Consider the following 9,315-nt stretch of genomic DNA (forward strand, 5'->3'; position numbering starts at 1 on the left):
AGGCCGGCGAGGCCCGCGCTTAAGCTGGGCGCCATGGTCCTGCACACCCTGCTCGCCGACACCCTGGCCCGCCGCCGCGCCGTCAATCCGGCCTATTCGCTGCGGGCCCTGGCGCAGTCGCTGGGCGTGCACCACGCCACGCTGACGCGGCTGCTGGCCGGCCGCACCGTCGCCACCGGCCGATGCGTGCAGCGCCTGGGCCGGCGCCTCGGGCTGGCCGACGACGAGATCGCGCAGCTCGGCCTCGCCGAGGCCCGCCGCGGCGTCTGCCGCGCCATCACGCGGCGCGATTTCCGCCCCGATTCCCGCTGGCTGGCCGCCATGACCGGCCTGCCGCTGGACGCCGTCAACGTCGCGCTGCAGCGCCTGCTGGTCGACCGCGTGCTCGTCATGCGCAGCCGGGGCCACTGGCAACTTCAATCCCCCCTCCAGGAGACTCAACGATGAATGCACCCGTCACTCACTGGCAGATCGTCACGCCCGACCCTGAGCGCGCGGCGCAGTTCTACGGGCGCGTGTTCGGCTGGGCCATCACGGCCCACAACGCCATGGGCTACCGCGAAATCCCGGCCGCGCCGGGCGGCATCCCCGGCGGCATCTGGCCTGCACCGCCCGGTGCCCCCAGCAGCGTGCAGGTTTTCGTCAGCGTGCCCGACGTCGCGGCGACGCTGTCTACCGCCACGGCCCAGGGCGCCACGGTCATCGTGCCCGTCACGGCGCTGCCGGATGGCGACGTGATGGCCGTGATGCTGGACCCGCTGGGCTTGGCGGTCGGCCTGATGCAGGACCACAAGTCGGCCTGAGCGCGCGGGGCATGGCAGACATGGCAGAGTTCAGACCATGATTCTCGAAATCGCCGACTTCCGCATCCTGCCCGGCCAGCAGGCCGCCTTTGAAACCGCGCTGCAGCTGGGCATCGCCGAGGCGCTGTCGCAGTCGCCGGGCTTCATCCGCGCCAGCGTGCAGCGCGGCCTGGAGTCGCCCGAGCGCTATGTGCTGCTGGTCGAATGGCAGACGCTGGAAGACCATATGCAAGGCTTCCGCAACGGGCCGCTGTTCGCCGTCTGGCGCGCTCACATCGGCAGCTACTTCGCCAGCCCGCCGAGCATGGAGCACTTCACGGCGGTGCCCTAGGCTCAGGCGGGCGGCGGGTCCGCGTCCGCGGCCATCACCCAGCGGCCCTTGCCGGCGCGCTTGCCGGCCAGCATGGCCTGGTCGGCGCGGGTGATCAGCGTGTTGGCGTCCCTGCCATGGCGCGGGTACATCGCCACGCCGATGCTGATGCCGATCCGGGCCGAGCCGCCGTTCGGCAGCGCAAACGGCGCCTCGAAGGCGTCCAGCAGCCGGTTCAGCGCATGCCTCTCGTCGGCGAGCCCGCTGAGCTGGTTGAGCACCAGCACGAACTCGTCGCCGCCTATGCGTGCCACCACGTCGTTGATGCGCACATTGGCGAGCAGGCGCTCGGCGGTGGCGCGCAGCACCGCGTCACCGGCGTCGTGGCCCTGGTTGTCGTTGACGGCCTTGAAACCGTCCAGGTCCAGATAGCAGACGGCCAGCCAGCGCTCGTTGCGCTCGGCATCGCGCAGCAGCAGGGCCAGGCTCTCCTGCAGCAGATGGCGGTTGGGCAGGCCGGTCAGCAGGTCGTGGAAGGCTTGGTGGCGGGCCTGCTCCTCGCTTTGCTTGAGGGCCGTGATGTCCAGCATCAGCCACAGCGACTCCCCATCGGGCAGGGCCGTGCCGCTGAGGTCGATCCAGATCGCGCTGCCGTCCTTGCGCCGCATGCGCAGCTGGGTGCGGTAGCTGCGCAGGGCCTCCAACTGCTGGTAGGAGCGGCCGACCAGAGCAAAAGACTCGTCGTCGAGATAGAGCAGGCGCGCGGGCTGGCCGCTCAGCTCGCCGGGCGCGTAGCCGAACAGCAGGGCCAGGGCGGCGTTGTGCCAGGTCTCCTGGCGGTCGCGCATCCTCACCATCGCCACCAGCTCGTTGTCCAGCAGGGCGCCGCGTTCGGCGGCCAGCAGTTCGACGCGGCTGCGCTCCTTCACCTGCCGGGCCTGGGCGCGGTAGATGAAGACAGAGAAGGCCAGCAGCAAGGCCTCCAGCAGCAGCAGCAGCGCGGCCAGCACCATGACCTCGCGCCGCCAGGCGGTGAAGAAGTCGTCGGTGGCCAGGCCGACCAGCAGCAGCATGGGGTAGTCGGGCACGGCCTCGTAGGCGGTGACGCGCTCGATGCCGTCCAGCACCGTGCGCGTGACAAAGCTGCCTCGCTTCGGGGCCAGCGCCAGCGCGGCGCGCAGCTGGTCGGACACCCTGGCCGTGCCGGTGCCGGCCTCGGGGTTGACGTCCAGCGGTGAATGTCGCGCGATCAGCTGCAGCGTGCCCGAGCGCAGCGTCACGGCGCCCTGGGCGCCGACGTCGGCGCGCCTGAAGTCGTCGCGAAAGCGATCAGTCTTGACGCTGGCGTAGACCACGCCCTGGAAGCTGCCGTCCGCTGCCATGCGGGCGCGTGCGATGGCCAGGCCCCAGCCGCCGATGAGACGGCCGCGCACCGGCTCGGACACCACCGTCCTGGTCGGCTCGGCCTTGGCGGCCTGGAAGTAATCGCGGTCGGCCATGGACACGCCGGGCCTGTCACCGGGGTTGAGCACCAGGCCGCTGGCGTCGGTCACGCGCAGCGCATCGATGGTGGGCACCAGGGTGCGCTGCTCCTCGGCAACGCGCGCCAGCTCCCGCAGGTCTGCCGGCCCCTTGCTCAGCAACTCGTCCAGCCGCTTCAGCGTCGTCTGCAGGCTGTTGTCCACCAGCTTGAGCCCTGCACTGACGCTCTGGCTCAGCGTCTGTGCCAGATTGGCCGCGGTCTGGCGCGCACGCGCCTCATGCGTCTGGTGGCTGGCGTAGGCGACCTGCCATGCGACCCCAGCGAGCATCGCCAGGATGACGAGGTTGCCGAGAATCAGATAGCGCTTGAAGCGCAGCAGGCTTGCGGAGATTCGCCAGGGCATGCAAAGGCAAAGGTTGGGCCGGCTGCGTCATGCTAGCCCGGCAGGGCTGATTCTCAGCGCCAGCCGGCGTCGCGTGCGGCCTTCTCTTGGTCGGCGTTCAAGGCCTCGCCGGCCATGGTGCTGTCGATGGCGGCCAGCACCGAGGGCGGCAGGCTGCTGGCCGCCTGGCGCATGCCGGTGCTCGCGGTGCTCGTCGCAGCGACCTGCCGCAGCGCCCAGGCGCCATCGGCCTCGCGGCAGGCCAGGCCCGCCGAGGCGTTTGTCGAGAAGCTGCGGCAGTAGCGGCCGTCCTTGGCCTTGAAGCTGACCTGCACGGCCACCGCGCGGCCGGGAGCGCTGGCGAGCTGGGTGTCCAGGGCCTGGGCGATGACGCCGCTGGCGACCAGGCGCTCATCGCCGCCGGCAGGCGGTGGCAGTCGCATGCCGATCAGCGTGCCCAGCACCAGCGTCGCCGCCATGCCGCCCCAGGCCATCCAGTTCGACATCGAACGGCGCTGGGCGCGCACGGCGCCGAGGTCCACCACCTGGGCAGCGGGCTCGGCCAGCAGGGCCTTGAATCGGTCGGGCACGGGCTCGTTCAACACGTCGCTGAAGGCGGCCGCCATGCGCACCCGCTCGGCCTTCAACAGCTCTTCATCATTGCGGCTCATGGCCACTCTCCCAAAAGCTCCTGCAGCGCCTCGCGGGCGCGGGCGAGGCGGCTCGTGACGGTACCGACCGGCACGCCCAGCGTCTGCGCCGCTTCCTGGTAACTCAGGCCTTCCACCAGCACGAGGCCGACGATGGCGCGGTGCTCGTCGCTCAACTTCGCCACGGCCTTGCGCACGAGGATGGCATCGAGCTGCGAGCCCGTCACAGCGCCGTCGCCGACATGCTCGCCTTCCTCCTCGGGCAGGAAGGTCTGGCCGCGTCGCTCGCGGGCCCTCAGTTCATCGATCCAAGCGTTCTGCATGATGCGAAACATCCAGCTGTCCAGACGCGTTCCAGGCGTCCACTGGTCGGTGCGGGTCAGGGCCTTCTCGATGGCGACCTGCACGAGGTCGTCGGCGTCTTCGCGGGAGTGGGCCAGCGTGCGGCCGAAACGGCGCAGCCGCGGCAGCAGGGCGGCGATCTCCTGGCGAAGTTCGGGAAGGTTTTCGGGCATCGATACCGGGACAACGGGCGAGGCATGGATTTTCTTCCCGCTGTCGCTCGTTATCCTCACAAAGCCATGAAACAAGCCGTCTTCGCCCTGTCGATCGCCGCCGCGCTGACTGCGCCGGCCCAGGCCCAGCTGCGCCTGCCGCAGCTGCCGGGAGTGCAGCGCCTGCCAGGCGTCGTGGATCGTGTGGTGGACCGCGTCGTGCAACCCCTGCCTGAGCTGCTGTCGTCCGCCACGCAGCTGGTGGACCTGCGCCTGACGACCGTGCGCGACCTGCTGCAGCGCCATCCGGATGTCGTCGAGGCCGATCCGCGCGGCGAGCTGATCCGCCGCCGCGAGCTGGTGCTGCTGTCGCCCAGCGAGGCTGCGTTGGCGGCGGCGACGGCCCTGGGCCTGGTCAAACTGCGTGAGGAGGCCTGGCTGGAGCTCGAGCTGCGCGAGGTCGTGCTGCGCGTGCCTGCGGGCCTGGACACGGCCGAGGCACTGGACCGGCTGCGCGCCGCCCAGCCCGGGCTGCAGGCCGATTTCAACCATCTGTATTCACGCAGCGGCGAGGTGACAAAGGCCGCTGCGGCCACCGTCCCGGCACAGCGCGGCCCGGTGCGCGTGGGCCTCATCGACGGCGGTGTGGACCGCCGCCATGCGGCGCTGCGCCATGCCGCCGGCCCCAGCTTCGGCTGCGGTGGCAGCGCCGTGGCCAGCGAACATGGCACTGCCGTCGCGTCCCTGCTCGTCGGCCGTGATCGCGGCTTCGCCGGCGCGGCGGTGAAGGCCGAACTCTTCGCCGCCGACGTCTATTGCGACAAGCCGGATGGCGGCTCGGCCGAGGAGGTCGTGCGCGCCCTGGCCTGGATGGCGCGCGAGCGTGTCGCCGTCATCAACCTCAGCCTCGTCGGGCCGCAGAACCGGCTGCTGGAGCAGGGTGTTGCGGCCTTGGTGAAGCGCGGCCATCTGCTTGTCGCGGCGGTCGGCAACGACGGCCCGGCCGCGCCGCCGCTGTTCCCGGCGTCCTATGCCGGTGTCGTCGGCGTGACCGGTGTGAACCCGTCGCGCCGCGTGCTGCCCGAGGCGGCGCAGGGGGCGCAGGTGCTGCTGACGGCGCCGGGCGCCGATGTCGCGGTGGCCCGCAGTGGCGGCGGCTATGGCATCGCGCGCGGCACCTCGTATGCCGCGCCGCTGGTGGCCGGCCTGCTCGCTTTGGAACTGCGCGAACCCGACCCGGCGGCCGCTGCTGCGGTGCTGGAACGCCTGGCTGCCTCGGCCATCGACCTCGGCGCGCCGGGCCGTGATCCGGTCTATGGCCGCGGCCTCGTCGCCGAAGACCTGCGTGTGGTGCCCGAGCAGTTGCAGGCGCGTCAGGCGCGCTGATACACAAGCTTGCATCTCGGCGGGGAAGGATGTTTCGACGGTGCTCGTTGTACTCAGTGAAAGGGCCGGAATCGCTGGCTCTTCTGATCCAACCACCCGGAGATTCATCATGTCTGCAACCCGTCGCACCCAAGTTCTTCGCACCACGCTGAGCATTGCTGCCGTCGCGGCTGGCCTGCTAGCCGCCAATGCCCACGCCGGCCTGCTCGGCGGCGGTGGTGGCGGCCTCACCGGTGGCTTGACCGGCGGCCTGAACGGCGCGCTGTCGCCGCGCCAGCTCGACGTCGGCGGCAAGGCCAACGGCTCGGCCAATGCCGAGGGCTCGCTGATCAAGGGCACGGTCGACAAGACCAAGGGCGCCGTGGGCGGTGTCAAGGACACGGCGGCCGCCAAGGTCGGCGAGCTGAAGACCGCCAGCGAAGGCGCCAAGGATTCGCTGGGCAATACCGTCGGCAACGCCTCGGGCAGCGCCGATGGCAGCCTCAGCGGCGCGCTGAACGGCACGGCCAACGGCGTCAGTGGCAGCCTGGCTGGCCAGGGCAGCGGCGCGCTGGATGGCGCGCTGAAGCAGGGCGACACGCCGGCCACCACGACCCCGGCAGCACCCACCGCGCCGACGGCCACGGCACCGGTGACCCCCACCGCACCGGCTGCCCCCACGGCCACCACAACCCCCGCTACAGCGCCCGCCAAGCCCGCTGCGCCGCTGGCGCTGGGCGGCACCGCCAACGGCAGTGCCAGCAAGAAGGACCTGGGCGGCAGCGCCAGCGGCCAGGCCGCCGGCCGCAAGGCTCAGGCCGAAGGCAGCGCCACGGCCAAGGCTGCGCGCACCGACAACGGCGTCGCGCTGAACGCCTCGGCCGACGGTTCGGCCAAGCGCTGATCCACGGCCAGGGATGGGGCGGCCTGCGGGCCGCCGTTTCCTTCAGCCGCGCCGCTTCAGCCGGTGCAGGGCGATGCCGCTGCACAGCACCGTGAAGCCCAGCAGCACGGCGAAGGCCATCTCCGGGCCGATCCAGCGGAACTTGTCGACACCGCCGGCGGCGAAGACGAGCTGGTTGAGATGGAACTGCGGCCAGTACGGCGCCTGGAAGTACATCGACTTGGGCAGCGGGAAGAACACGCCCGACAGATAGAGGCCCGGCAGATAGAGCAGGTGGGCATAGGCGGGCGCGGCGGAGCCGCTGGCCAGCGCACCCACCATCAGCCCGAGCGCGCAGAAGGGGATGGCGCCCGCCACCAGCACGGCGCTCATGGCGGCGAGCTGGCCGGCGCTCAGGCCCGCCTGGCCGCTGACGGCGGTGACGACGAGGATGGGCAGATAGGCGATGGTGCCGGTCACGATGCCCGCCACGATCTTGGCCGTCAGCCAGGCGCCGGGCGGCGCGGGCTGGGCGCGCTTGAGGGTCAGCAGGCCCAGCTCGCGCTCCAGCGCGATGGAAGGGCAGGTGGCGAACACCGCGGCCATGGTCACGGCCATCAGCGAGAAGCCGGCGAACATGAAGCGCGCGGTGTCCGGGTCCTTGGCCGCCTGCTCGCCGGCCACGGCGAAGGCGAACAGCAGGTAGAGGGCCACCGGCAGCACGAACATCGGCAGCGCGAAGGCCGGCGCGCGCAGCAGGCGCAGCAGTTCGAGCCGGATCTCGACGACGTAGGGAGAAGCCGCGCGCCGCGGCGGCGCCAGCTCCAGGGGGTGGATCAGCGTGGTCATGCGGCCTCCTGTGTCAGGGCGTTGAATGCATCGTTGAGCCCGGCCTGCTTCACTTCCAGGCGCGAGAGCGTGGGATCGGCCGCGAGCAGGCGGCGCACGACGGCTTCGGCGTCGGTGGCGACGATGGCGAGCTGGTCGTGATCGCAGCACACGTCCACCACGCCCGGCCACTGGCTCACATCGCCCGGCACCAGCGTGGTCTCGCAGCGGATGTGGCGCCGCGACACCAGGGCGCGCATCTCGGCCACGCTGCCCGAGGCGATGACGCGGCCCTTGCCGAGCACGGCGACGCGGCTGGCCAGCGCCTCGGCTTCCTCGAGGTAGTGCGTCGTCAGCAGGATGGAGCAGCCCTCGCGCAGCAGCGCGCGGATGTTGTCCCACATCAGCTCGCGGGCCTGGATGTCGAGGCCGACGGTGGGCTCGTCCAGGAACAGCACCTTGGGCCGGCCGCAGATGGCGATGGCGAACTGCACCTGGCGCTTCTGGCCGCCCGAGAGCTTGCCGTAGGGGCGGCTCGCGAGGGCCGTGATGCCGGCGCGCGCCAGCGTGTCCTTCACGCTCAGCGGGTTCGCGTAGTAGCTGGCCGACAGGGCGACGAGCTCGTGGACCTTCAAGTCCTTGGGCAGCTCGACGTCCTGCATCATGACGCCCAGGCCCTGGCGCCGCCCGATCTCCTGCGGCGAGCCGCCGAGCAGGCGCACGAGGCCGGCGTCGGCGTCATGCAGGCCCAGCCACAGCGAGATGGCGGTGGACTTGCCGGCGCCATTGGGGCCGAGCAGCGCCAGCAGTTCGCCGCGCTTGAGCTGCAGGTCGACGCTGCTGAGCGCCTCCAGCTTGCCATAGCGCTTGGACACCCCGCACAGCGAGGCGACGACCTCGTCGTCCGCGGGCATCTCGACGGGCGCCGTGGCGGCATGGCGCGGGTAGACGCGGCCGTTGAGCAGCTTGCCGATGAGCGTCGAACGGACGAGGAAGTGATAGCTCAGCAGCAGCAGGGCCAGGCTGGCCGCGACAACGAAGGGGTACTTCAGGCTCCAGTGCAGCGGCCAGTCGCCCACCCAGACCTGCAAGGCGGCGACGACCGGCAGGTGGGCCAGGTAGATCCAGTAGGACGCATCGGCCACATAGCGCCGCGCCGGGCTGTGGCCGGACAGGAAGCGCAGCGCCGCGCCGGTGATGGCGAAGCTCCAGCCCCAAGCCGAGGCGACGAAGGACAGCGTGAAGATCAGCTTCGGCTGATCGGGCATGCCGAAGACCGGCTGGGTCTTCAGCACGTAGAGGCAGACGGCCGAGGAGGCGATGGCCAGCGCCAGATGCACCAGCCAGCGCCCGCGCAGGGCCGCCAGCGCGTCGGGCGCGCGCTGCACCAGCCAGCCGAACGCGAAGGCCGTGCCATAGCCCAGCGTGGCAGGCAGCTGCGGGATCAACGACTGGTCGGGCGTGGGGATGCCGGCCCAGGGCATCCACATCGGCAGCGCCAGCAGGCAGGACGCCAGCGGCAGGCCCAGCAGCAATGCACCGGCGGGCCAGCGCAGGGCGCCGGTCGTGAGGCGGTCGACGAGGCCGCGCAGGGTCTGGTGGCGGTCCAGCTTCGCGACGAGGCTGCGCACGCTCAGCGCACCGGCGTACAGCCACAGCAACTGGTAGAGGAACCACAGGTGGAACAGCGGCAGCGCGCCGAAGGTCTTGGGCATCTCGGGTGGTGCGGGGGGCGTGCCGTGGAAGACCTTCTGCATGCCGAGCGACCACACGAAGATGATGGCGACGAACAGCAGTGGCCAGCCGACGATCAGCGGCACGGCGATGCGCTTGCCGCGGTTGGCCCAGAAGCCGGCCGTGCCCAGGCGCTGGTGCAGCAGCCGCGCGAAGAAGCCGGCGATGAAGAAGAAGAGCAGCATGCGGAAGCTGTGCGCTACGAAGCTCGCGTCGGCGAGGAACGGGCTGGGCGAGTTGTCGTTCATGGCCCACAGGCCGGGCGGCATGCCGGGGATGAAGGACAGCATCGCGTGGAAGGCCACGCCCAGCAAAAGGGCAAAGCTCCGCACTGCGTCGAGGGCGTGCAGCCTCTCGCCGTTGGGTTGGGAAGTCATGAGCGC

Annotated in this window: 10 protein-coding genes; 5 read left to right on the forward strand and 5 right to left on the reverse strand. The window is 71.1% G+C overall.

From position 1 onward, the window contains the following. The first annotated feature begins 33 nt into the window (after window positions 1-33). The 3 genes from AC1DW3_RS00915 to AC1DW3_RS00925 are packed head-to-tail and all read left to right on the forward strand — an operon-like array spanning window position 34 to window position 1,134. Window positions 34-447 (forward strand): helix-turn-helix domain-containing protein, encoded by a 414-nt coding sequence (locus tag AC1DW3_RS00915; RefSeq protein WP_477927764.1) that lies wholly within the window; start codon window positions 34-36, stop codon window positions 445-447. Further along, entirely contained in the window at window positions 444-803 is a 360-nt protein-coding gene (locus AC1DW3_RS00920) for a VOC family protein (protein ID WP_477927766.1), read from the forward strand. Before AC1DW3_RS00915 ends, AC1DW3_RS00920 begins: the two co-directional genes overlap by 4 nt. A gap of 37 nt (window positions 804-840) precedes the next feature. Continuing rightward, window positions 841-1,134 carry an antibiotic biosynthesis monooxygenase family protein gene (locus AC1DW3_RS00925; protein ID WP_477927768.1) on the forward strand — a complete coding sequence of 98 codons (294 nt, stop codon included), beginning with the start codon at window positions 841-843 and terminating at the stop codon, window positions 1,132-1,134. A gap of 2 nt (window positions 1,135-1,136) precedes the next feature. Here the strand turns inward: AC1DW3_RS00925 and AC1DW3_RS00930 are convergent, their stop codons facing one another. From AC1DW3_RS00930 to AC1DW3_RS00940, 3 genes are read right to left on the reverse strand one after another with little or no spacing between them, the layout of a single operon-like run. Continuing rightward, window positions 1,137-2,999: a sensor domain-containing diguanylate cyclase gene (locus AC1DW3_RS00930; RefSeq protein ID WP_477927770.1), complete on the reverse strand. Its 1,863-nt coding sequence runs from the start codon at window positions 2,997-2,999 to the stop codon at window positions 1,137-1,139. Between the two features lie 53 nt (window positions 3,000-3,052). After that, entirely contained in the window at window positions 3,053-3,649 is a 597-nt protein-coding gene (locus AC1DW3_RS00935) for a NepR family anti-sigma factor (RefSeq protein ID WP_477927772.1), read from the reverse strand. Next, complete coding sequence (locus AC1DW3_RS00940; RefSeq protein WP_477927774.1) at window positions 3,646-4,143, reverse strand: RNA polymerase sigma factor; 498 nt, start codon at window positions 4,141-4,143, stop codon at window positions 3,646-3,648. Before AC1DW3_RS00940 ends, AC1DW3_RS00935 begins: the two co-directional genes overlap by 4 nt. Before the next feature lie 66 nt (window positions 4,144-4,209). On the opposite strand from AC1DW3_RS00940, the gene AC1DW3_RS00945 reads away from it, so the two are divergent. Together AC1DW3_RS00945 and AC1DW3_RS00950 are read left to right on the forward strand one after the other, a co-directional pair. Then, window positions 4,210-5,508, forward strand: a complete 1,299-nt coding sequence (locus tag AC1DW3_RS00945) for a S8 family serine peptidase (protein WP_477927775.1) — start codon at window positions 4,210-4,212, stop codon at window positions 5,506-5,508. A gap of 109 nt (window positions 5,509-5,617) precedes the next feature. Continuing rightward, window positions 5,618-6,391, forward strand: a complete 774-nt coding sequence (locus tag AC1DW3_RS00950) for a hypothetical protein (RefSeq protein ID WP_477927777.1) — start codon at window positions 5,618-5,620, stop codon at window positions 6,389-6,391. A gap of 42 nt (window positions 6,392-6,433) precedes the next feature. Here the strand turns inward: AC1DW3_RS00950 and AC1DW3_RS00955 are convergent, their stop codons facing one another. Next, window positions 6,434-7,219 carry an ABC transporter permease gene (locus AC1DW3_RS00955; RefSeq protein WP_477927779.1) on the reverse strand — a complete coding sequence of 262 codons (786 nt, stop codon included), beginning with the start codon at window positions 7,217-7,219 and terminating at the stop codon, window positions 6,434-6,436. After that, window positions 7,216-9,309, reverse strand: coding sequence for an ATP-binding cassette domain-containing protein (locus AC1DW3_RS00960; RefSeq protein ID WP_477927781.1), 2,094 nt, complete (start codon window positions 9,307-9,309; stop codon window positions 7,216-7,218). Before AC1DW3_RS00960 ends, AC1DW3_RS00955 begins: the two co-directional genes overlap by 4 nt. Between the last annotated feature and the right edge of the window lie 6 nt (window positions 9,310-9,315).

The sequence above is a fragment of the Roseateles sp. P2_H4 genome (assembly GCF_056403315.1).

Coding starts and splice junctions, on each gene's coding strand:
- AC1DW3_RS00915 (WP_477927764.1), top strand. CDS start 34: ATGGTCCTGCACACCCTGCTCGCCGACACCCTGGCCCGCCGCCGCGCC.
- AC1DW3_RS00920 (WP_477927766.1), top strand. CDS start 444: ATGAATGCACCCGTCACTCACTGGCAGATCGTCACGCCCGACCCTGAG.
- AC1DW3_RS00925 (WP_477927768.1), top strand. CDS start 841: ATGATTCTCGAAATCGCCGACTTCCGCATCCTGCCCGGCCAGCAGGCC.
- AC1DW3_RS00930 (WP_477927770.1), bottom strand. CDS start 2,999: ATGCCCTGGCGAATCTCCGCAAGCCTGCTGCGCTTCAAGCGCTATCTG.
- AC1DW3_RS00935 (WP_477927772.1), bottom strand. CDS start 3,649: ATGAGCCGCAATGATGAAGAGCTGTTGAAGGCCGAGCGGGTGCGCATG.
- AC1DW3_RS00940 (WP_477927774.1), bottom strand. CDS start 4,143: ATGCCCGAAAACCTTCCCGAACTTCGCCAGGAGATCGCCGCCCTGCTG.
- AC1DW3_RS00945 (WP_477927775.1), top strand. CDS start 4,210: ATGAAACAAGCCGTCTTCGCCCTGTCGATCGCCGCCGCGCTGACTGCG.
- AC1DW3_RS00950 (WP_477927777.1), top strand. CDS start 5,618: ATGTCTGCAACCCGTCGCACCCAAGTTCTTCGCACCACGCTGAGCATT.
- AC1DW3_RS00955 (WP_477927779.1), bottom strand. CDS start 7,219: ATGACCACGCTGATCCACCCCCTGGAGCTGGCGCCGCCGCGGCGCGCG.
- AC1DW3_RS00960 (WP_477927781.1), bottom strand. CDS start 9,309: ATGACTTCCCAACCCAACGGCGAGAGGCTGCACGCCCTCGACGCAGTG.